Genomic DNA, 22,076 nt, shown 5'->3' with positions numbered 1-22,076 from the left:
TTTTTTGGCAAAAGATTGTTAAAAAAATAACAGACATTTTGGTGATTTTGTCAAAAATGTTTTCGCGATTACATAATATTTTAAAAGGAGACGAAGAAAATGGCAAAGAAAGTTGTTTTGGCAGGCGCATGTCGTACCGCAATCGGAACTATGGGTGGAGCTTTAAGCACAACTCCTGCACCGGTATTGGGATCTATCGTTATCAAAGAAGCATTGAACAGAGCTGGTGTTCCGGCTGACAAAGTTGACCATGTATACATGGGCTGCGTAATCCAGGCTGGTCTGGGACAGAACGTGGCACGTCAGGCGTCCATCAATGCCGGTCTGCCTATTGAGACACCGGCAGTTACCGTGAACGTAGTCTGCGGCTCCGGTCTGAACTGCGTAAATATGGCTGCTCAGATGATTCAGGCAGGCGATGCTGATATCGTTGTGGCAGGCGGTATGGAAAACATGTCTATGGCTCCTTATGCTGCTATGCAGGGACGTTACGGATACAGAATGAACAATGCAACTCTGGTAGATACCATGGTAAACGACGCATTGTGGGATGCATTCAATCAGTACCATATGGGAATTACTGCTGAAAACGTAGCAGAGAAATGGGGACTGACCAGAGAACAGTTAGACGAGTTTGCAGCAACTTCACAGCAGAAATGTGAAAAAGCAATGAACGACGGCAAATTCAAAGATGAAATCGTTCCGGTAGAAGTAAAACAGAAGAAGAAAACAGTGATTGTAGATACAGACGAAGGACCACGTCCCGGCACAACCAAAGAAAGCATTTCCAAACTGCGTCCCGCATTCAAACCGGACGGAATTGTTACCGCAGCAAATGCTTCCGGAATCAACGACGGTGCGGCAGCAGTGATTGTTATGAGTGAAGAAAAAGCAAAAGAACTGGGCGTTACACCGATGGCTACTTTCGTAGCAGGCGCACTTGGCGGCGTAGACCCGTCCATCATGGGTGTGGGACCGGTTGCTTCCACAAAGAAAGTATTCGAGAAGACAGGTCTGACCATTGACGATATGGATCTGGTAGAGGCTAACGAAGCATTTGCAGCTCAGTCTCTGGCAGTAGCACATGACCTGAACTTTGATATGAGCAAGGTTAATGTAAATGGCGGCGCTATCGCACTGGGACATCCGGTAGGAGCCAGCGGATGCCGTATCCTTGTTACCCTGCTTCATGAAATGCAGAAGAGAGACGCTAAGAAAGGTCTTGCAACTCTGTGTATCGGCGGTGGAATGGGATGCTCTACCATCGTGGAAAGAGATTAATTTAGCTGGTTATTAATTGAGATACCGAAGCGGTCACGCTTCGGTATCTCACAGAATAATTTAAGGAGGATTATCATGAAAGTTGGCGTTATTGGAGCAGGAACCATGGGTTCCGGAATTGCACAGGCATTTGCACAGACAGAAGGATATGAAGTATGCCTTTGCGATATTAATGACGAATTTGCAGCAAATGGCAAGAAGAAAATTGCAAAAGGATTCGAGAAGAGAGTTGCAAAAGGCAAGATGGACCAGGCAGCAGCAGACGCAATCCTTGCAAAGATTTCCACAGGTACAAAGGAAATCTGCGGCGACTGTGATTTAATCGTAGAGGCAGCGCTGGAAGTAATGGATGTTAAGAAACAGACATTCAAAGAACTGCAGGACATTGTGAAGAAAGACTGCATGTTCGCAACCAACACATCTTCCCTTTCCATCACAGAAATTGGCGCAGGACTTGACAGACCGGTAATCGGTATGCATTTCTTCAATCCGGCTCCGGTTATGAAACTGGTTGAGGTTATCAAAGGCGAGAACACACCGGATGAAATGAAAGATAAAATCGTTAAGATTTCTGAAGAAATCGGCAAGACTCCGGTAGAAGTAAACGAAGCAGCAGGATTTGTTGTAAACAGAATCTTAATCCCGATGATCAACGAAGCAGTTGGAATCTATGCAGACGGCGTAGCTTCCGTAGAAGGTATCGACACCGCTATGAAACTGGGTGCAAACCATCCGATGGGACCTCTGGCTCTGGGAGATCTGGTTGGACTGGATATCTGCCTTGCAATTATGAATGTATTATATGATGAGACAGGAGATCCGAAATACCGTCCGCATCCATTGTTAAAGAAAATGGTACGTGCAGGTAAGCTGGGACAGAAGACCGGAATCGGTTTCTATGACTACAGCAAATAATACATAATAACGAAAGCATGGCCGGCGGCAGGCTTCTGGCCTGCGCTGTATGAATGTGAGGAGCTGCCGTATTGGGTTATCTTAATGCGGCAGCCCCATTCCATAAAATAAAAGAAAGTTTGGAGGAAAAGTATCATGGATTTTTCTTTAGATAAGAAACATGAAATGGCGAGAACTCTGTTCAGAGAGTTTGCTGAAAACGAAGTAAAGCCTCTTGCTCAGGAAGTTGACGAGACAGAAAAATTCCCAAGAGGAACCGTAGAGAAAATGCAGAAAATCGGATTCATGGGTATCCCGATTCCGAAAGAGTACGGCGGACAGGGCTGCGATCCCCTTACCTACATTATGTGCGTGGAGGAATTGTCCAAAGTTTGCGGTACTACCGGTGTAATTGTATCCGCACACACCTCTCTCTGCTGCGACCCCATTATGACATATGGTAATGAAGAACAGAAACAGAAATATCTTGCACCTCTTGCAAGAGGAGAGAAACTGGGCGCATTTGCTCTGACAGAGCCGGGCGCAGGTACGGACGCACAGGGCTGCCAGACAAAAGCAGTGTTAGACGGAGACGAATGGGTACTGAACGGCTCCAAATGCTTTATTACCAACGGTAAAGAAGCTGATATTTATATCGTAATCGCAATCACAAGCGTTGTGGAAGATAAGAGAGGAAGAAAGAAAAAGAATTTCTCCACCTTTATCGTAGAAAAAGGAACACCGGGCTTCTCCTTCGGAACAAAAGAGAAGAAAATGGGTATCCGCGGCTCCGCTACATATGAACTGATTTTTGAAGACTGCAGAATTCCGAAAGAGAATCTGTTAGGACCGGAAGGAAAGGGATTCCCCATCGCAATGCATACACTGGACGGCGGACGTATCGGTATCGCAGCTCAGGCTCTCGGTATTGCAGAAGGCGCACTGGATGCAACCATCGCTTATACAAAAGAGAGAAAACAGTTTGGACGTTCCATCGCAATGCAGCAGAATACCCAGTTCCAGTTAGCAGACATGGCAGCTAAGATTGAAGCGGCTCAGATGCTGGTTTACAAGGCAGCTATGGCAAAAGCTACTCAGAAAGTTTACTCTGTGGAAGCAGCAAAGGCAAAATTATTTGCAGCAGAGGTTGCCATGGACGTAACTACCAGATGCGTACAGCTTTTCGGCGGATACGGATACATCAGAGAGTACGATGTAGAGCGTATGATGCGTGACGCCAAGATTACAGAAATCTATGAAGGAACTTCCGAAGTTCAGCGTATGGTTATTTCCGGCGCACTGTTGAAATAGCCGCGATAAGCAAAGAAAAATAAAACATAAGGAGTGAATTACCGTGAAAATCGTTGTATGTATAAAACAGGTACCAGATACCAAAGGCGGAGTGAAATTCAATCCAGATGGTACTCTGGACAGAGGTGCAATGCTTACCATCATGAATCCCGACGACAAAGCCGGACTGGAAGCAGCACTCAGATTAAAAGAGCAGTATGGTGCGGAAGTTACCGTACTTACCATGGGACTTCCCAAAGCAGACGAAGTTCTTCGTGAAGCAATGGCAATGGGTGCCGATAAAGGTATCCTTGTAACAGACAGAGTATTGGGAGGAGCAGATACATGGGCTACCTCTACCACAATTGCAGGAGCAATCCGGAATCTGGAATATGACCTGATTATCACAGGACGTCAGGCTATCGACGGAGATACCGCTCAGGTTGGGCCGCAGATTTCCGAACATCTGGATATCCCTGTAATTTCCTATGCACAGGAAATCAAAATTGACGGAGACTATGTAGTAGTTCAGCGTCAGTATGAAGATAGATATCATGAATTAAAAGCAAAAATGCCGTGTCTGGTAACCGCTCTTTCTGAATTGAACGAGCCGCGTTATATGACGCCGGGCGGAATTTTTGACGCATATGACAAAGAAGTAACCGTATGGGGCCGGGCAGATCTGAAAGATGTGGACGATTCTGACCTTGGTTTGAAAGGATCACCTACCAAGATTGCAAAAGCATCTGATAAAGTAAAGAAAGGTGCCGGAGAAAAAGTTGTTCCCGATACACCGGAAGATGCAGTTGCCTATATTACAGGTAAACTGAAAGAGAAACACGTAATCTAATATATCCGTAAAAATAAGGAAAGTGGTGAAAATAATGGGTTTAGAAGCATATAAAGGAGTATATGTCTTTGCACAGCAGGTAGATAATGTATTAAGCGGAATTGCTTTTGAGCTGCTTGGCAAGGCAAAAGACCTGGCAAAAGATTTAAATACAGATGTAACAGCAGTACTGATTGGTTCAGACGTGAAAGGTCTGGCAGACCAGCTTGCAGAGTATGGCGCTGATAAGGTAATCGTTGTGGACGATCCGGAACTGAAAGAATACAGAACAGAGCCTTATACCCATGCACTTGCATCTGTTATCAACGAATACAAACCGGAAATTATGCTGGTAGGCGCTACCGCAATCGGCCGTGACCTTGGCCCCCGCGTATCTGCAAGGGTAAAAACAGGTCTGACCGCAGACTGTACCGTACTGGAAATCGGCGATTTCCCGCTGAATCCTGTTCCGGGTAAAGAAGATGAGCAGAAACACAATCAGTTACTGATGACCCGTCCTGCATTCGGCGGCAATACCATTGCAACCATTGCATGTCCGGATAACCGTCCTCAGATGGCAACCGTACGTCCTGGCGTTATGCAGAAAATTGACCCCATTAAGGGCGCAAAAGCAAACGTGGTAGAGTACAATCCCGGATTTGCTCCTAATGATAAATACGTTGAAATCCTGAACGTGGTAAAGGCTGTAAAAGAAACAGAAGATATCATGGAAGCAAAGATTCTGGTGTCCGGCGGACGTGGAGTAGGAAGTGCAGAGAACTTCAAAATGCTGCAGGATCTGGCAGATGTAATCGGCGGAACCGTAAGCTGCTCCCGTGCAGTAGTGGAAAACGGATGGAAGCCGGTAGATTTGCAGGTAGGACAGACCGGTAAGACCGTTCGCCCGAACGTATACTTTGCAATCGGTATTTCCGGAGCAATCCAGCACGTGGCTGGTATGGAAGAAGCAGACATCATCATCGCAATCAACAAAGATGAAGACGCTCCAATCTTTGACGTAGCTGACTATGGCGTAGTTGGAGATTTACATAAAGTTGTTCCGGCTCTGACAGAAGCACTGAAAGCTGAAATGGCAAAATAGTACATCTGAAACTATGACAGGTGTGATTTCCGGTGATGATAAGTTCATAACCGGGGTCACACCTGTTTCTGATTCTACAGGAAAGACCTTGCTACGCTAATGTATGAAAGTGGCTGTCCACTTTTTTGTTCTCTTATAGGAAATACCGTGTTACTGAGAAGTGCTAAAGTATATAGATTTCCTATAAGAGAAAGCCCACCGGGCGGGATGCGCAGCTCGCGGAGAGGAAATATATTGCCAGGCAATCCGCTCGCGCGCAGCAAACCCTCCAGGTCCCTCAAGAATGAGGGATTCAGGGAGTTGAAGCGGACCTGACCGCTTTGTTCCATAAACTGCGGTGAAGATAATGAAAAATACACTGATGATTTTCTGGCTGTTTGTCCTGTTGCTGACAGGCTGGAGCCAGTGGGAGAGGGGCCGGAACCTTTATTCCGTATCCGGGAATTCTGTTTTGAAAGAAACGGGCATATGCGGTGAAGGAATCTCTGAGAGAATACCGGAAGGAAAAGAAATAATTTCAGATTCGGAGCGGTTCATAGAAAAAATCCTGAACTGGGGCGGGGAAGCATTTCTGGGCGGGTATCCTGCAGATACGTCTTTTTTTCAATGGTTTCGCGGACAGTATGGGGAGGAAAATTTATCTGCTCTGAAGGAGGCAGCCGGAAACCCGGAGCAGGATGCGGAAAGCTGGTATCAGATTACCGGGAAATCCATTCATACTCTCTGGAGCGAATACTGCAGAGATACGGGACTTTACCCGGAGTATGGGGAGATAAAACTGTATGAAAAGGAGTGCGGGGAGCCGGACCGGGCTGTGATGGATTTTACAGGAGACGTCAATCTGGCGGAAGGCTGGTCCACCACCAGGTATCTGGACGGGAGAGCAGGAGGCATTCAGGACTGTTTTTCGCCGGCGCTGCTGACAGAAATGAGACAGGCGGATATACTTATGATAAATAATGAATTTGCCTACAGCACCAGAGGAAATCCTCTGCCGGGGAAAAGCTATACCTTCCGGGCCAGTCCGGAACGGGTCTCTGTTTTGCAGGAACTGGAAACAGATATTGTGTCTCTGGCGAATAACCATGTATTTGATTTTGGCGAGGAAGCCCTGCTGGACACGCTGGATACTCTGGAACAGGCAGGAATTCCCTGTGTGGGAGCCGGAAGAAATCTGGAGGAAGCCATGGAGCCTGTCTACTTTATTGTAAATGGAAGAAAAATCGCCATTGTATCCGCCACTCAGATTGAGCGTTCCGCCAGTTACACCAGGGAAGCCACGGAAACCAGCGGAGGCGTACTGAAAACCCAAAATCCCGATAAATTTCTGCAGGTGATTGAAAAAGCAGAGAAGCAGAGCGACTGTGTCATTGCTTTCGTTCACTGGGGAACGGAAAACACCAGCTATTACGGGACAGATCAGACAGAACTGGGAGCAGCCTTTATTGAAGCCGGGGCAGATGTTGTGGTGGGCGGCCATACCCACTGCCTGCAGGGATTTGATTTTTATAATGACAAACCCATAATATACAGTCTGGGAAACTTCTGGTTTAATAACAGGACGCTGGATACGGGAATTTTCCAGGTAATCCTCCATACGGACAGCAATCAGACAGAGGTTCGTTTTTTGCCCTGTGTGCAGCGGGGCTGTATCACATCCCTGACGGAAGAACCGCAGGAAAAACAGCGAATTCTGGATTTTATGCAGCGGATTTCCGCGCCGGGGGTCCAGGTGGACGGGGAAGGATATGTTATCCCATAAACTGATTGTATTTTCCGGTCAGAGTGTGTTATAATGTGCACGGATATTATACCGCCCGGATGGGAACAGGTTACCATATCATATTGTAAAATTATCAAATCAGAACAGAGAAAGGAAGATGAACATCTTATGAGCAGGAAACCCACAGTATTGATGATTCTGGATGGTTTTGGTTTAAATGAAAAGCAGGAAGCAAATGCGGTGTATGAGGCAAATACACCCAATATCGACGGACTGATGAAGGACTGTCCTTTTGTCAGAGGTTATGCCAGCGGACTTTCCGTAGGACTTCCCGACGGACAGATGGGGAACTCCGAGGTAGGCCATCTGAATATGGGAGCCGGAAGAATTGTTTATCAGGAGCTGACCAGAATTACCAAAGAAATTGAAGACGGAGATTTCTTTAAGAATGAAGCGCTGCTGAAGGGCATGAAGAATGCAAAAGAGAACAATTCCGCCCTGCACCTCTACGGACTGTTATCCGATGGAGGCGTACACAGCCACAATACCCATTTATACGGACTGCTGGAACTGGCAAGACGGGAAGGGATTGAGAAAGTGTACGTACACTGCTTCCTGGACGGACGTGATACGGCTCCCACTTCCGGAAAAGGATTTATGGAAGAACTGGAAGCAAAAATGAAGGAAATCGGCGTGGGAGAAATCGCTACGGTATCCGGGCGTTATTACGCCATGGACCGTGACAACCGCTGGGACAGAGTGGAGAAGGCATACAAAGCCCTTGTCCTGGGAGAAGGAAACCGCACGTCCAATGCAGTGGAGGCGGTGGCAGCTTCCTATGCGGAAGCTGTAACGGATGAATTTGTGGTTCCCACCGTAGTGGAAAAGGACGGGAAGCCGGTGGCAACCATCCAGGACAAAGATACCATTATTTTCTTCAATTTCCGTCCTGATCGGGCGAGAGAGATAACCAGAACCTTCTGTATGGATGAATTTGACGGATTTGACAGAGGGCCAAGAAAAGATGTGACCTACATCTGCTTTACCGAGTATGATGTGACCATCCCCAATAAAACAATTGCATTCCACAAAGTGGAGCTGACCAATACATTCGGAGAATTTCTGGCAGCCAACGGCAAGACCCAGGCCAGAATTGCCGAGACAGAGAAATATGCCCATGTTACTTTCTTTTTCAACGGAGGCGTGGAAGAGCCCAATCAGGGAGAAGACCGTATTCTGGTAAATTCCCCCAAAGTTGCAACTTACGACCTGAAACCGGAAATGAGCGCATACGAGGTATGCGACAAGCTGGTGGACGCCATCAAATCCGACAAATATGATGTGATTATCATTAACTTTGCCAATCCTGACATGGTGGGCCATACCGGTGTGGAAGCGGCAGCCATCAAGGCTGTGGAAGCAGTGGATACCTGCGTGGGAAAAGCAGTGGCAGCATTGAAAGAAGTGGACGGCGTTATGTTCCTGTGCGCAGACCATGGAAATGCGGAGCAGCTGATTGATTACAATACAGGGGAGAGCTTTACGGCCCATACCATCAATCCGGTTCCCTTTATTCTGATTAACTATGATGATGCATATACCCTGCGGGAGGGCGGCTGCCTGGCAGATATTGCGCCTACTTTAATCGAAATTATGGGAATGGAGCAGCCGGAAGAGATGACCGGAAAATCACTGCTGGTAAAACGATAAGACATGGAGGAATCAATGAGCATTCAGGAATTTAAACCGATAAAAGAAGGAAAAGTACGTGAGGTCTATGACAACGGGGATAACCTGATTATCGTGGCCACAGACAGGATTTCCGCCTTTGATGTTATTTTAAAAAACAGAATTACACAAAAAGGTGCGATTTTAACAAAGATGTCGAAGTTCTGGTTTGATTTTACCAGAGATATTGTGCCGAATCATATGATTTCCACAGAAACGTCAGATATGCCGGAATTTTTCCGCAGTGAGAATTTTGACGGAAACAGCATGAAATGTAAGAAACTGGATATGCTTCCCGTGGAGTGTATTGTGCGGGGCTATATTACAGGAAGCGGCTGGGAGAGCTATCAGAAAAATGGTACCGTATGCGGAATCAGGCTTCCCGAAGGGCTGAAAGAATCCGATAAACTGCCGGAGCCCGTCTATACTCCCACCACCAAGGCGGAGCTCGGACTTCATGACGAACATATTACCTTTGAGGAAAGTGTGGAGATTCTGGAGAAGCTCCATCCGGGCAGAGGCGCGGATTATGCGAAACAGATTCAGGAATATACCATTCGGTTATATGAAAAGTGTGCGGAATATGCCCGGAGCAAAGGAATCATTATTGCCGATACCAAATTTGAATTCGGACTGGATGAAAATGGATGCGTGGTTCTGGGAGATGAAATGCTGACCCCGGACAGCTCCAGATTCTGGCCTCTGGAAGGCTATGAGCCTGGAAAATCCCAGCCCTCTTTTGATAAACAGTTTGTGAGGGACTGGTTAAAGCAGAATCCGGACAGTGATTACCTGCTGCCGGAGGAAGTTGTCACAAAAACAGTGGACAAATATAAAGAGGCATATGAACTTTTAACCGGAGAGAAATTCGCATAAAACTGACTGGAGAATATATGGATAACAGAAAAAGGGATTTTAGCCTGGATAAACCGCAGGAAGAATGCGGTGTGTTCGGAATGTATGATTTTGACGGCAACCATGTGGCTTCCACCATTTACTATGGGCTGTTTGCACTGCAGCACAGAGGCCAGGAAAGCTGCGGAATTGCAGTCAGCGAGACCGCAGGCCCCAGAGGGAAGGTGACTTCCCATAAAGGCATGGGACTGGTCAATGAAGTATTTACCCAGGAATCACTGGAGGGAATGAAGGGAGATATCGGCGTGGGGCATGTGCGCTATTCCACTGCCGGGGCTTCCACCCGTGAAAATGCACAGCCGCTGGTACTGAACTATGTAAAAGGAACCCTTGGGCTGGCCCATAACGGGAATCTTATCAACGCAGGCGAGCTGCGGAAAGAACTGGAATACACCGGAGCGATTTTTCAGACCACCATTGATTCGGAAGTGATTGCATACCACATTGCCAGAGAGCGTTTAAAGTCCCATACCGTGGAGGAAGCGGTACGCCGGGCGGCGGAGAAAATCAGAGGAGCCTATGCCCTGGTGATTATGAGCCCCCGAAAGCTCATTGGCGTCCGGGACCCCTTTGGCTTTAAACCTCTCTGTATCGGAAAGCGCGATAATGCCTGGATCATCGCATCGGAAAGCTGCGCGCTGGAAACGGTCGGAGCGGAGTTTGTGCGGGACGTACTGCCGGGAGAAGTGGTAGCCATTACACCGGAAGGAATCAAATCCGATACCAGCCTCTGTCTGCCGAAAGAGCAGGAGGCCAGATGTATTTTTGAGTATATTTATTTCGCAAGGCCGGACAGCCATATCGACGGCGTCAGCGTTTATGGCGCCAGAATCAAAGCAGGGCGTTTTCTGGCCATGGATTCTCCGGTGGAGGCGGATCTGGTGACGGGAGTACCGGAATCGGGCAATGCGGCGGCTCTTGGATATTCCCTGGAATCGGGAATTCCCTACGGGACAGCCTTTGTAAAAAACGGTTATGTGGGTCGGACCTTTATTAAACCGGGGCAGAGCAGCCGGGAGTCCGGCGTGCGGGTGAAGCTGAATGTGCTGAGGGAAGCAGTCAGAGGTAAACGAATCATTATGATTGACGATTCCATTGTCCGGGGAACCACCTCGGACCGTATCGTGCGTATGCTCCGGGAGGCAGGAGCCGCTGAGGTGCATGTGCGGATTTCTTCGCCGCCCTTTCTGTGGCCCTGTTATTTTGGAACGGATATTCCGGAGCGGGAGCAGCTGATTGCATACAACAGGTCTGTGGAAGAAATCCGCCAGATTATCGGTGCGGATACATTAGGCTACCTGAATATCTCGCGTCTTCAGGAGATGGCGGAAGGACTGCCCATCTGTAAAGGCTGTTTTTCAGGAGAATATCCCCTGGAGCCACCCACAGAAGACATCAGAGGAGATTATGACAGATAGCAGTGCAGCGGACAAAGGAAGGAGAACATACCATGTCGACAGACAGATATAACAGCCCCTTATCAGAGCGATATGCCAGTAAGGAAATGCAGTATATTTTTTCACCGGATATGAAATTCCGTACCTGGAGGAAGCTCTGGATAGCCCTTGCGGAAACAGAGCTGGAACTGGGTTTAAGTGAAAACGGAAAACCTGTCATTACACAGGAACAGATAGAGGAACTGAAAAGCCATGCGGAGGATATCAATTATGAGGTGGCCAGGGAACGGGAAAAGCTGGTAAGGCATGATGTGATGAGCCATGTATACGCTTATGGGCAGCAGTGCCCCAAAGCGGCAGGTATTATCCATCTGGGCGCAACCTCCTGCTATGTGGGAGACAATACGGATGTTATTGTCATGAGAGAAGCCCTGAAGCTGGTGCATCGGAAGCTGGTGAATGTGATTGCGGAACTGGCCAGATTTGCCGATACCTATAAGAATCTGCCAACCCTTGCCTTTACCCATTTTCAGCCGGCCCAGCCCACCACCGTAGGAAAACGGGCCTCTCTTTGGCTGCAGGAATTTCTGATGGATCTGGAAGATCTGGAATACGTGATGGGAAGTCTGAAGCTGCTGGGCTCCAAGGGAACCACCGGAACCCAGGCAAGTTTCCAGGAGCTGTTTGCAGGAGATCAGGAAACCATTGACAAAATTGACCCCATGATTGCAGAGAAAATGGGATTTTCAGAGTGTTATGCTGTGTCCGGACAGACTTATTCCAGGAAAGTGGATACCAGAGTGCTGAACGTCCTTGCAGGAATTGCCGCCAGCGCTCATAAAATGTCCAATGATATCCGTCTGCTCCAGCATTTGAAGGAAGTGGAAGAGCCTTTTGAGAAAAACCAGATTGGCTCCTCCGCCATGGCATATAAGAGGAACCCCATGCGCAGCGAGCGGATTGCTTCCCTGGCCCGGTATGTGATGGTGGATGCAATGAATCCGGCCATTACCTCTGCTACCCAGTGGTTTGAGCGTACCCTGGATGATTCTGCTAATAAACGCCTTTCCGTACCGGAGGGCTTTCTTGCGGTAGACGGAATTCTGGATTTATGCCTGAACGTGGTGGACGGTCTTGTGGTATATGAGAAAGTAATCCGCAAACATATGATGGCGGAACTGCCTTTTATGGCAACGGAAAATATCATGATGGACGCGGTGAAAAATGGCGGAAACCGTCAGGAAATGCATGAGAAAATCCGTCAGCTTTCCATGGAAGCAGGAAAGCATGTAAAAGAAGAAGGAAAAGATAATAATCTGCTGGATCTGATTGCGGCAGACCCGGCCTTTAACCTGACCCTGGAAGAACTGGAGCAGTCCATGGAGCCTTCCAGATATGTGGGCAGAGCGCCTCTCCAGGTGGAGAAATTCCTGGCACAGGAGGTCCGGCCGGTTTTGGAGAAGAATAAAGAGATTCTTGGCATGACAGCCGAGATTAATGTATAGGTTTTCAGAAAAAGGGAATGTATCAGGGCGGAAAGAGCCCTGATACATTCTTGCTGTATGGGTGGTAAAAATGAGATATATAGAAACAGGCAAAGTGGAACCGGGGATGATTCTGGGAAAGGGCATTTATGATTTTTCCGACCGCATTTTGCTGGCAGATGGAAAAATGCTGACAGAGGAGCTGATTAACCGGCTGGCTGAGCTGGGTTACGCAGGTATTTATATAGAGGATGAGCTGTCCAAAGACATCCGTATTCAGGAGGCCATTTCCACAGAACTGCGCAACGCTGCGGTTCGTTCTCTGCAGGAGCTGAACCTGGAGAAGGCCCTGGAATTTGCGGAGAAAATTGTGGACCAGATTCTGGAGGCGAAAACCGTCTCGCTGGATTTGATGGATATGCGTTCTTTTGACGATTATACTTACCGCCATTCCGTCAATGTGGCTGTGCTGTCTACGGTAATTGCCATGGGAATGGGGTATGGAAGAGAGGATTTAATTGATTTGTGCGTGTCGGCAGTTTTTCATGATCTGGGAAAAATGCTGATTGACAAAGATATTCTGAACAAGCCGGGAAAGCTGAATCCACAGGAATTTGAAATCATGAAACAGCACCCTCAGCTGTCTTATGACATGCTGGCGGAAAAGTGGAATATACCTGCAAGAGTGCGGATGGGCGCACTGTGCCATCACGAAAATGAGGATGGCAGCGGCTATCCGAAAGGTCTGACCGGTGAAAAAATCCATCCCTTTGCGAAAATCATCCATGTGACAGACGTGTATGACGCTCTGTCATCCAAACGCCCTTATAAAGAAGCCTGTTCTTTTTCTGAAGCCCTGGAGTATCTGATGGGCGGCTGCGGAACCATGTTTGATAAAAAAGTGGTAGAAGCATTTTTAAATTATGTACCGGTTTATCCCAAAGGTTCCATGGTGGAACTGTCAGACGGCAGGGAGGCTCTTGTGGTGGAAAATTATCCCCGGAATCTGCTGCGGCCCCAGCTTCGCCTGACGGACGGAACTACCCTGGATTTGCTGAAAGGACGGGAAAACTGGAATCTGACCATTCTCCGGCAGGCCGGAGGCGCCCTGGCGCAGCCTTACGAGTCCTGATATTCGTTTTTATGCATATTTTCTGTAATTTTGCAGATACTGGAAGCAGACAGGAATATGCGAAAGGAGAACGGATATGAGCTTATGTTTGAAAATTACGGAGGTCCATGCACGGGAAATTCTGGATTCCAGAGGCAATCCCACCGTTGAGGCAGATGTAACGGTGGAAACCACCAGCAATGGAAAGAAAACCACAGGAAGGGCGGCGGTGCCTTCCGGAGCTTCCACCGGGCAGTTTGAGGCGGTGGAATTAAGAGACGGGGAACCCAGATATTTCGGACTGGGGGTTCAGAACGCCGTAAAGCATGTCAATGATAAAATTGCCAAGGCATTAACAGGCAAAAACGCTCTGAATCAGGTGGAAATTGACCGTATTCTCATTGCGGAGGACGGAACAGACGACAAAATCAATCTGGGAGCCAACGCCATGCTGAGTGTGTCTCTGGCGGTGGCGCGGGCTGCTGCAAAAGCCATGGAGCTTCCTCTGTATCAGTATCTGGGCGGCGTCAGCGCCAGACAGATGCCGGTTCCAATGATGAATATTTTAAACGGAGGCCGCCATGCAGACAACACCGTGGATTTTCAGGAATTTATGATTATGCCGGTGGGCGCGAAAAGTTTCCGGGAAGGACTGCGCATGTGCGCGGAGGTATATCATAATCTGAAAAAAATCTGCGAAAAAGAAGGCCTCTCCACAGCAGTGGGAGACGAAGGAGGCTTCGCGCCGGATTTGCCGGATACTGTTTCCGTGCTGGAACTGATTATTCAGGCCGTGCAGGCGTCCGGATATGTGCCGGGAGAAGATTTTAAAATAGCCCTGGACGCGGCAGCCAGCGAGCTGTACGATGAGAAGACAGGATTGTATCATTTTCCGGGAGAATCCCGTGTCAAAGGGGAAAAGGTTGCCCGCAATACCGGCGATATGATTGCATATTACACAGAGCTGATTGAGAAATTTCCCATTATTTCCATTGAGGACGGTCTGGATGAGGAGGACTGGGACGGATGGCAGGCCATGACAGAATGCCTGGGTGAACGGATTCAGCTTGTGGGCGACGATTTGTTTGTAACCAATACGAAACGTCTGGACGCGGGAATCAAGCTGAAAACTGCAAATGCCATACTGATTAAGGTTAATCAGATCGGGACGCTGACAGAGGCCATGGAAGCTATCGAAACTGCCCATAAAAATGCTTACCGGGCTGTGATTTCCCACCGTTCCGGCGAAACGGAGGATACCTTTATCGCCGATCTGGCAGTGGCGGTAAATGCAGGCCAGATTAAGACGGGAGCCCCCTGCCGGGCAGAACGTACGGCCAAATACAACCAGCTTCTCAGAGTGGAGGAACAGCTTGGCATTGTGGCCGAGTATAAGAACCCTTTTAACAAATTCTGATATTCTGACATTTATTTCAAATATGGATTCCGGAGCTTTCTCATTGAAAAAGCCCCGGAATCTGTTATAATAAAAACCAGATAGAGACGGTGTTTTTGCAGAAAGGTACGGGGCGGTTATGAAATAATTTCAATTTGAATATCATGATCCGGAAGTATTTTCCGGAGAACTTTCAGAATCCAGACGCTGGTGTGAAGAACAGCGGATTTCCCAAAAGATATTTCAGATATATTCCGAAGTACTGGAGCCGGAAGTGCTGCAGTCTGTATGTGCGGCAGTGGAAGAAATATTTCCGGACACGCCCTATATGGGCTGTTCCACCAGCGGAAATATTATTGACTGTCGGTTGTCCGGAAACATTACGGTGGTGTGTACGGTGTTTGAGCTTCCCTCCACGCAGGTGAAGCTGTTCCAGTATGATTTGTCAAAGGACAGTGTGGGGCACATTACCGATGAGATTCTGGTGGAAGCAGAAGAAAATCCCTGGGTGAAGGCCATGGAAATGTTTTTTACCATTCCGGAAGGCTCTACGACTCGATTTTGCGACGGACTGAAAAATATACGGCCGGATATTCAGATTTTCGGCGGTGTTGCCTGCAGCGATGATATAACCAGTGATGATTCCTGTGTGTTTTCCAAAGGGGCGGACATTTCCGAACGGTCCATCGTGATATTGTTTTACGGGGGTGAAGAATTCCATGTGGAATCTATAAATGTAACAGGATGGAAACCGCTGGGCCGGAAGTTCCATGTGACCAAATCCAATGGTTCGGTATTACAGGAACTGGATGGAATTCCTGCTTATGATGTGTACCGTAAATATCTGAATATTAAAAATGATGAGAATTTTTTCTATAATACGCTGGAATTTCCATTATTCTATGAGCATAATGATACCACCATACTGCGTACTCCCGTAGCCAGCAACGAGGATGGCTCCATTACCATGACCTCAGATATGGACATTGGCTCGGTGGTACGGATTTCCTACGGAGATCCGGGTACTATTGTTGAGAGTATCAAACAGGACAGCAGGAAGATTGCAGAATTTGCACCTGATTTATTACATATTTTTTCCTGTGCCGCCAGACGTACGTTCTGGACCACCAAAGAACCCACTTATGAGATTTATCCCTTCCGGGAAATTTCATCTTCCAGCGGATTTTTTTCCCATGGAGAATTTCTGCGGACCGGCGGGAACCTGAATCAGCACAATGTAACCCTTGTAATCGCCGCCATGCGGGAAGGGGAGAAAAAGGTTTCCGTATCTGCAGGCAGTTCCCCGGAGGAAAATTCCCTGTCAAAGGTGCCGCTGGTGTCACGTCTGGCCACGTTCATCAGTATGACATCCCTGGAACTGGAGGAGATTAATCAGAAGCTGGAGCAGGCCAATGAGAAATTAAAGACAGCGGCCATTATTGACGGGCTGACAGGGCTTTATAACAGGAGGGAAATACAGGCACAGATAGAGGCGGCCATTGCCGGTGAACCGAATCGGAAATTTTCGCTGGTCATGCTCGATATAGACAATTTCAAGCAGGTGAATGACACTTACGGCCATCAGGCCGGAGATGCGGTCATTATTGGACTGGCCAATCTTCTGAACAGTGAAAAGTCGGATTATATGCGGAATGTTTCTTCCGGGCGATGGGGCGGGGAAGAATTTATGATGCTGCTTCATGATACGGAACTTTCCGCCGCTTCCTATATTGCGGATTTGATTCGCCAGTGTTTTGCCAATACGGATTTCCCGGCCATGCGGACCCAGACAGTCAGCCTTGGGGTAACTCAGGCCAGAGAAGACGATACGCTGGATAAGCTGTGCACCCGTGTGGATGCAGCCCTCTACAAAGCCAAGAAGAATGGGAAAAACAGGGTTGTTGTTATCTGAAATGATATTGCAGAGCAACAGTTTACAGACTTTCTTTTTGCTCTGTGAGATTATTTTCAGATTGATTTTGAAACACTTTCCACATATTCCATGAAAAGAGAACATGATTGAAATTCCTGTCGAACTGTGGTAATATTTCGATTATGGAAAAGTGCCCATGACAGGGGCGGCAGCCTCCCGAACCAATGACCGGTTCTTCGGAATACATAGGAAGGGAGGTGCGTATCATGACAGCTGCGGATATTATTTTAATATTCATTGGGATTATTGGCTTGCTGATATCCTCTGGAAGTTTGATTGTTGCGTTTCTGACCTTTCTCGATAAGAGAAGTAAGAAGAAATAAAAATGCCTAACCTGTCTGCCAGCAGGTTAGGCGGTGCTCAATAGAGCATTTTCCCAATCAAGAGGCATCCACCCCTGGGAGTGGGTGCTTTTCTTATGTCCAATATACCATAATCTGTGCAGAGTTTCAAGTGCTTTCTTCTGAAGGTGATGTTCTTTGGTAACAGTTTGTTACTGTTCAGTAAAAACTTCTTGAAAAATATTCCTGAATGTGATACTATAAAACAGGTTGTGAACAGAACAGTCACAGGAGGTACGGAAAATGGCAGTATTAAAAACGATTTTAATGGTAATATTTATTTTAATAAGTATTGGACTGACAGTCATTGTTTTGATGCAGGAAGGAAAATCGGCAGGACTTGGAACCATCAGCGGTGCGGCAGACACTTACTGGGGCAGGAACAAGGGACGTTCCAGAGAGGGAATTCTGGTGAAGATTACCAGGGTATTGGTGGTTCTGTTTCTGGTGATTGCCGCTGTATTGAATATTGGAAGTTTTTAACCAGCCGTCTGCGAAGCTGCAGGCAGCGTATATGTGGTACAGAAGAGACTGTCGGTTTTGTTCCGGCAGTCTTTTTTATCTTACAGGAAAGACCTTGTCACACTAACGTGTGAAAGTGTCTTCCTGTAAGATAAAACCATTATGCACAGCTCGCGGAGCGGAAATTTATTGCTGCGCAATCCGCTCGCGCGCGAAGAATGTGCTTGCGCATTCTTATTTATGGAGAATATATATGGAAAAAGAATTATTGGAAAGCAGAAAAAATATGATATTTGAATTCATGTGCAGTGACCTTTACGTGCCCATGAAGCTCAAAGAACTGGCCATTCTGATGGATGTGCCCAGAGAAGACAGAGATGACCTGGAACAGGTGCTTTCGGAACTTCAGAAAGAAGGAAAAATAGAAGTTTCCAGACGGGGTAAATACTCCAAAGCAGAAAGCAGGTTCCTGTGCGGGACTTTTACCGGAAATGTGCGGGGCTTCGGTTTCGTCAGTGTGGAGGGGGAAGAGAAAGATATATTCATACCGGAAGCCCGGGTGAACGGAGCCATGGACGGAGACCTGGTACAGATTTCCCTGCCGCCGGGAAAACCGTCAGGAAAACGCCGGGAAGGCGCGGTGGAGAAAATATTGCAAAGAGGTGTCACACGTCTGGTAGGTACCTTTCAGAAGAACAGCAGTTTTGGTTTTGTGGTGCCGGATAATCTGAAACTGGCGCAGGATGTATTTATCCCCAGGGAGTATTGCCGGGGAGCGGCGGACGGCCATAAAGTGGTGGTGGAACTCACGGAATATGGCGGCGACCGGAAGAAACCTGAAGGAAAAGTGGTGGAAATTATCGGGCATATCAATGATCCCGGAACGGATATCATGTCTATTGTAAAAGGATATGACCTGCCCATGGAATTTCCGGAAAAAGTTCTGAAACAGGCAGGAAACGTGGCCAGACCCGTGACCACAGCAGATATGGCAGGACGAAAAGATATCAGGGACTGGCAGACAGTGACCATTGACGGCGAGGACGCCAAAGATCTGGACGACGCCATCACCCTGACCAGAGAAGGAGAGAACTACCGTCTGGGCGTGCACATTGCAGACGTAACCAACTATGTGCAGGAGGGCAGCGCGCTGGATGCGGAAGCATTAAACCGGGGCACCAGCGTCTATCTGGTAGACCGGGTCATTCCTATGCTGCCCCACATTCTGTCCAACGGCATCTGTTCCCTGAATGCAGGAGAGGACCGACTGGCTTTAAGCTGCATTATGTTGATTGATAAAAAGGGAAATGTGGTGGACCACGAGCTGGCGGAAACAGTAGTCCGGTCAGACCGCCGCATGAGCTATACCAGTGTGCGGAAAATTCTGAAAGACCAGGACGAAGCGGAGCGGGCCGAATACCAGGAACTGGTGCCCATGTTTGAAAGAATGGAAGAACTGGCGGCCATATTGAGAGAGAAGCGGAGAAAACGCGGCTCCATTGATTTTGATTTCCCTGAGACAAAAATTATCCTGGACAGGCAGGGGAAACCCCTGGAAATCAAACCATACGAACGCAATGTGGCCACAAGAATCATTGAAGATTTTATGCTGCTGGCAAACGAGACCGTGGCTCAGGATTTTTTCTGGCAGGAGCTTCCATTTGTATACCGGACCCACGATACACCTGATTCGGAGAAAATCAGGAAACTGGGCCTTTTTATCAATAACTTCGGGTATTCCATCAGAATCGGTCAGGAAGAGATTCATCCGAAAGAACTGCAGAAGCTGCTGGATAAAATCGAAGATACTCCGGAAGAACCTTTAATCAGCAGGCTGACGCTGCGCTCCATGAAGCAGGCCAGGTATACCACCATTAATACCGGACATTTCGGCCTTGCCGCCCAGTATTACTGTCATTTTACTTCGCCTATCCGGCGTTATCCTGATTTACAGATTCACCGGATTATCAAGGAAACCCTCAGAGGGAAGATGACGGAGAAACGGATTACCCATTATGAAGCAATTCTGCCCCAGGTGGCAGTCCGCTCCAGCCAGATGGAGCGGCGGGCCGATGAGGCGGAGCGGGAGACGGAAAAACTGAAAAAGGTGGAATACATGTCGGAGCATATCGGAGAAACCTTTGATGGGGTGATTTCCAGCGTTACATCCTGGGGAATGTATGTGGAACTGCCCAATACGATAGAAGGCATGATTCATGTGACCAGCCTGAAAGACGATTACTACCATTATCATGAAGACACCTGCGAACTGGTGGGAGAAGCTGCCGGGAAACGTTACCGGCTGGGAGAGAAAATCCGGATTGTGGTGGCGGACACAGACCGGATGATGCGCACCATAAACTTTGTACTGCCTGAGGATGGGGAAGAACCAGACCTCGCTGCCATGCCGGAGTCTGAAGGACCGCAGGAAGAAAAGGAGCTGTAGATGGGAAAGGAAAGTATAAAATTAATTGCCAATAATAAGAAGGCATATCACGATTATTTCATAGAAGACAAATATGAAGCGGGGATTAGTCTGGCGGGGACAGAAGTAAAATCCCTGCGCATGGGAAAATGCTCTGTGAAAGAGTCCTTTATCCGGGTGGAAAAGGGAGAAGTCTTTATTTACGGAATGCATATCAGTCCCTATGAAAAGGGAAACATCTTCAATAAGGACCCCCTTCGTACCCGGAAACTTCTGCTCCACCGCCATGAAATTCATAAAATAGCAGGGAAAATGGCGGAAAAAGGGTATACGGTGGTGCCCCTGCAGGTGTATTTCAGGGGAAGCCTGGTGAAAGTGGAAATTGCCCTGGCACGAGGCAGGAAACTTTACGACAAACGTCAGGATATTGCGAAAAAAGATATGCGCCGGGAATCCGAGCGGGAATTTAAGGTGAAAAACCTGTACTGATTCCTTCTGAAAAGAGAATCGGCACAGGTTTCGCAGACCGCGGAAAGGCAGGTCATGCCCGCACCTGTGCCGGTTTACTGAATTACCACATTTTTGCCGTTGCGTTTGCCGATGTATAATTTCATATCTGCCCTGGCAATGGTGGACTCCACCGTCTGGTTTTTGTGATGGTGAGCAACGCCCATGGTAATGGTGTGATGAATTCTGGAATCCTGAAAATCAGTGTCGGTTCCGGCAATGGTGCTGCGGATTTTATCCGCCAGGGCGGCAGCCTCATCGGAGGTATATTCATTCAGAAGAAGCAGAAGTTCTTCGCCGCCCCAGCGGCATACATAGCTGCCTTCCGGCACAAAGCTCTGAATCATCCTGGCAATATGCTTCAGTACTTCATCTCCGCATTCATGTCCGTAAGTATCATTGATTTTCTTAAAATCATCAATATCACACATAACCAGACAGAACGGCCGCTCTGCCTGAAAAGCATCAGAGAGGAATCTGGCCATACTCCAGCGGTTGTAAAGTCCGGTCAGGGCGTCAATCCCTGCAATCTGTCCCAGCATTTTATTTTCTTCGAACAGTTTGCTGAAAGAAGCACGTACGTCAATCATAAACAGAATGGAGAAAATCGTAATAAATGCAAAGGTGCACAGGGAATTAAAGGTATAAAGAACATGAAAAACTCTTCTGTCCGGAAAGGTGTGCAGGGGAGGCGTGGAGCGTCCCATGAAATAACATCCGAAATAAGCGACGGCAGATAATATGCCGCAGACAAAAGGACTTATGATTTTATGCCGGGGAAAAGTGTAGGAAACGTAAAATCCGGCGGCTACCAGTGCCAGGAGAAACAGAGAAAAACCACTTTCCCAGCCGATGGTCCAGGTGGTGAAAATGGTGTTCAGAATAATCTCCCCGCAGGAAATATAATAAATAAGAGGGTAGGCCTCCTTCCGGAGCAGCCTTCGGCAGTAAAGGTAAGTCAGTGTGCTGAACAGACTGTAGACAGCCATGGAAGGGATGCGGATATACAGGAAAAAGAACAGAAAAAAAGTATGAACAGCCGCAAGAGAGTAGATGGTAAAGCTGTATTTGATTTTGTCCGTAATCGGGAGTTCTCCGGTAAGAATCCGTTTGCCGATTTCCTGTAATCTGTTCAATGCCGCTACCTCGATTCTGTTGTGGAAATAATTTCCGGTAAAATTCAATAAAACTATATCATATTTCACAAAAAAGGTAAAGGAATATATTTTTTGTAAATTTATAACTTTTAAAACGGTCC

General features: G+C 47.6%; 17 protein-coding genes. 16 read left to right on the top strand and 1 reads right to left on the bottom strand.

All coding sequences use genetic code 11. The features are described from left to right. Positions 1-99 precede the first annotated feature (99 nt). The 16 genes from VSQ32_10700 (at position 100) to smpB (ending at position 20,800) form a co-directional block, all read left to right on the top strand. Positions 100-1,281: an acetyl-CoA C-acetyltransferase gene (locus tag VSQ32_10700; protein MEH2943316.1), complete on the top strand. Its 1,182-nt coding sequence runs from the start codon at positions 100-102 to the stop codon at positions 1,279-1,281. A gap of 75 nt (positions 1,282-1,356) precedes the next feature. Continuing rightward, positions 1,357-2,196: a 3-hydroxyacyl-CoA dehydrogenase NAD-binding domain-containing protein gene (locus VSQ32_10695; GenBank protein ID MEH2943315.1), complete on the top strand. Its 840-nt coding sequence runs from the start codon at positions 1,357-1,359 to the stop codon at positions 2,194-2,196. A 135-nt stretch (positions 2,197-2,331) separates the two neighbouring features. Further along, positions 2,332-3,486 (top strand): acyl-CoA dehydrogenase, encoded by a 1,155-nt coding sequence (locus VSQ32_10690; protein MEH2943314.1) that lies wholly within the window; start codon positions 2,332-2,334, stop codon positions 3,484-3,486. 43 nt (positions 3,487-3,529) lie between these two features. Continuing rightward, on the top strand, positions 3,530-4,315 hold the full coding sequence (locus tag VSQ32_10685) for an electron transfer flavoprotein subunit beta/FixA family protein (GenBank protein ID MEH2943313.1): 786 nt from the start codon (positions 3,530-3,532) through the stop codon (positions 4,313-4,315). Between the two features lie 34 nt (positions 4,316-4,349). Beyond that, the gene (locus tag VSQ32_10680; protein ID MEH2943312.1) at positions 4,350-5,396 is read left to right on the top strand and encodes an electron transfer flavoprotein subunit alpha/FixB family protein; all 1,047 of its coding nucleotides are present in this window, start codon (positions 4,350-4,352) and stop codon (positions 5,394-5,396) included. 346 nt (positions 5,397-5,742) lie between these two features. Beyond that, positions 5,743-7,158 carry a CapA family protein gene (locus VSQ32_10675; GenBank protein ID MEH2943311.1) on the top strand — a complete coding sequence of 472 codons (1,416 nt, stop codon included), beginning with the start codon at positions 5,743-5,745 and terminating at the stop codon, positions 7,156-7,158. A 129-nt stretch (positions 7,159-7,287) separates the two neighbouring features. Then, positions 7,288-8,829: a 2,3-bisphosphoglycerate-independent phosphoglycerate mutase gene (gpmI, locus tag VSQ32_10670; GenBank protein ID MEH2943310.1), complete on the top strand. Its 1,542-nt coding sequence runs from the start codon at positions 7,288-7,290 to the stop codon at positions 8,827-8,829. A 15-nt stretch (positions 8,830-8,844) separates the two neighbouring features. Continuing rightward, the gene (locus VSQ32_10665) at positions 8,845-9,723 is read left to right on the top strand and encodes a phosphoribosylaminoimidazolesuccinocarboxamide synthase (GenBank protein ID MEH2943309.1); all 879 of its coding nucleotides are present in this window, start codon (positions 8,845-8,847) and stop codon (positions 9,721-9,723) included. A 17-nt stretch (positions 9,724-9,740) separates the two neighbouring features. After that, positions 9,741-11,180 carry an amidophosphoribosyltransferase gene (gene purF / locus VSQ32_10660; GenBank protein ID MEH2943308.1) on the top strand — a complete coding sequence of 480 codons (1,440 nt, stop codon included), beginning with the start codon at positions 9,741-9,743 and terminating at the stop codon, positions 11,178-11,180. Between the two features lie 32 nt (positions 11,181-11,212). Further along, on the top strand, positions 11,213-12,664 hold the full coding sequence (purB, locus tag VSQ32_10655; protein ID MEH2943307.1) for an adenylosuccinate lyase: 1,452 nt from the start codon (positions 11,213-11,215) through the stop codon (positions 12,662-12,664). Positions 12,665-12,734: 70 nt separating this feature from the next. Then, complete coding sequence (locus VSQ32_10650; GenBank protein ID MEH2943306.1) at positions 12,735-13,775, top strand: HD-GYP domain-containing protein; 1,041 nt, start codon at positions 12,735-12,737, stop codon at positions 13,773-13,775. Between the two features lie 76 nt (positions 13,776-13,851). Then, on the top strand, positions 13,852-15,171 hold the full coding sequence (gene eno / locus VSQ32_10645; GenBank protein MEH2943305.1) for a phosphopyruvate hydratase: 1,320 nt from the start codon (positions 13,852-13,854) through the stop codon (positions 15,169-15,171). Between the two features lie 253 nt (positions 15,172-15,424). Further along, positions 15,425-17,062, top strand: coding sequence for a diguanylate cyclase (locus tag VSQ32_10640; GenBank protein ID MEH2943304.1), 1,638 nt, complete (start codon positions 15,425-15,427; stop codon positions 17,060-17,062). A gap of 605 nt (positions 17,063-17,667) precedes the next feature. Then, entirely contained in the window at positions 17,668-17,907 is a 240-nt protein-coding gene (gene secG / locus VSQ32_10635) for a preprotein translocase subunit SecG (GenBank protein ID MEH2943303.1), read from the top strand. 232 nt (positions 17,908-18,139) lie between these two features. After that, a complete protein-coding gene (rnr, locus tag VSQ32_10630) occupies positions 18,140-20,332 on the top strand; it encodes a ribonuclease R (protein ID MEH2943302.1) in 2,193 nt (730 codons plus the stop codon). Then, positions 20,333-20,800: an SsrA-binding protein SmpB gene (smpB, locus tag VSQ32_10625; GenBank protein ID MEH2943301.1), complete on the top strand. Its 468-nt coding sequence runs from the start codon at positions 20,333-20,335 to the stop codon at positions 20,798-20,800. Positions 20,801-20,874: 74 nt separating this feature from the next. Here the strand turns inward: smpB and VSQ32_10620 are convergent, their stop codons facing one another. Continuing rightward, positions 20,875-21,954: a diguanylate cyclase gene (locus VSQ32_10620; GenBank protein ID MEH2943300.1), complete on the bottom strand. Its 1,080-nt coding sequence runs from the start codon at positions 21,952-21,954 to the stop codon at positions 20,875-20,877. Positions 21,955-22,076: the final 122 nt, after the last annotated feature.

It is taken from the genome of Lachnospiraceae bacterium JLR.KK002 (genome assembly GCA_036941025.1).
Taxonomy (GTDB): Bacteria; Bacillota; Clostridia; order Lachnospirales; family Lachnospiraceae; genus Petralouisia.
This window is presented reverse-complemented; position numbering and strand designations above follow the sequence as displayed.

Coding starts and splice junctions, on each gene's coding strand:
- VSQ32_10675 (MEH2943311.1), top strand. CDS start 5,743: ATGAAAAATACACTGATGATTTTCTGGCTGTTTGTCCTGTTGCTGACA.
- gpmI (MEH2943310.1), top strand. CDS start 7,288: ATGAGCAGGAAACCCACAGTATTGATGATTCTGGATGGTTTTGGTTTA.
- VSQ32_10690 (MEH2943314.1), top strand. CDS start 2,332: ATGGATTTTTCTTTAGATAAGAAACATGAAATGGCGAGAACTCTGTTC.
- smpB (MEH2943301.1), top strand. CDS start 20,333: ATGGGAAAGGAAAGTATAAAATTAATTGCCAATAATAAGAAGGCATAT.
- rnr (MEH2943302.1), top strand. CDS start 18,140: ATGGAAAAAGAATTATTGGAAAGCAGAAAAAATATGATATTTGAATTC.
- VSQ32_10650 (MEH2943306.1), top strand. CDS start 12,735: ATGAGATATATAGAAACAGGCAAAGTGGAACCGGGGATGATTCTGGGA.
- purB (MEH2943307.1), top strand. CDS start 11,213: ATGTCGACAGACAGATATAACAGCCCCTTATCAGAGCGATATGCCAGT.
- VSQ32_10700 (MEH2943316.1), top strand. CDS start 100: ATGGCAAAGAAAGTTGTTTTGGCAGGCGCATGTCGTACCGCAATCGGA.
- VSQ32_10665 (MEH2943309.1), top strand. CDS start 8,845: ATGAGCATTCAGGAATTTAAACCGATAAAAGAAGGAAAAGTACGTGAG.
- purF (MEH2943308.1), top strand. CDS start 9,741: ATGGATAACAGAAAAAGGGATTTTAGCCTGGATAAACCGCAGGAAGAA.
- VSQ32_10680 (MEH2943312.1), top strand. CDS start 4,350: ATGGGTTTAGAAGCATATAAAGGAGTATATGTCTTTGCACAGCAGGTA.
- VSQ32_10695 (MEH2943315.1), top strand. CDS start 1,357: ATGAAAGTTGGCGTTATTGGAGCAGGAACCATGGGTTCCGGAATTGCA.
- eno (MEH2943305.1), top strand. CDS start 13,852: ATGAGCTTATGTTTGAAAATTACGGAGGTCCATGCACGGGAAATTCTG.
- secG (MEH2943303.1), top strand. CDS start 17,668: ATGGCAGTATTAAAAACGATTTTAATGGTAATATTTATTTTAATAAGT.